This window comes from Burkholderia territorii, assembly GCF_902833055.1.
GTDB classification, from domain to species: Bacteria; Pseudomonadota; Gammaproteobacteria; order Burkholderiales; family Burkholderiaceae; genus Burkholderia; species Burkholderia territorii.
In genome coordinates this window covers 1-419 of record NZ_CADFEJ010000182.1, presented here as the reverse complement: position 1 = coordinate 419, position 419 = coordinate 1, and the positions used below count along the sequence as shown (strand labels likewise).

The window sequence follows — 419 nt, the reverse complement described above, 5'->3', positions numbered from 1 at the left end:
TTCGGTGGGTGGCGCGCGTCCCGGCATGAAGCTTCAGCGTGGACGCGGCGGCGCATGGATGCGGGCGGACGGGGCAGGATGCGGTTCGCGACGAACCGCAGCCGTTGCGCGAGCGCGCGGCACCGGCGTGGCGGGCGGGTTCCGGCGCAATGCGGCGGCGCGGCGGCAGAAATGGCCGCGGCCGGCACCAGAACCTTCTGGCGTACGAGAGGCGAATCGATCTTGGTCATCAGCATCGCGAGCTTGCCGATGCCGACCTCGTTATAAAAAGAAGGCCAGCATAACATCGCGCTCCCGCAGTTTGGGACGGCTGGAGGGCGCGATTCGGGATGATCCCGATAGGGATCGCCCTGAAGCGGGGCGCGACCCCGGCGGTTCTCCCGGCGCCGCCCCACGCGGGGCCTTTTCCTCGCGGACAC

Annotated in this window: 1 protein-coding gene; it reads right to left on the bottom strand. The window is 69.7% G+C overall.

All coding sequences use genetic code 11. The features are described 5' to 3' along the window. Positions 1 to 287, bottom strand: a 287-nt coding sequence (locus HW466_RS31750) for a hypothetical protein (protein ID WP_208456267.1), incomplete at its 3' end; no start/stop codon positions are given. Between the last annotated feature and the right edge of the window lie 132 nt (positions 288 to 419).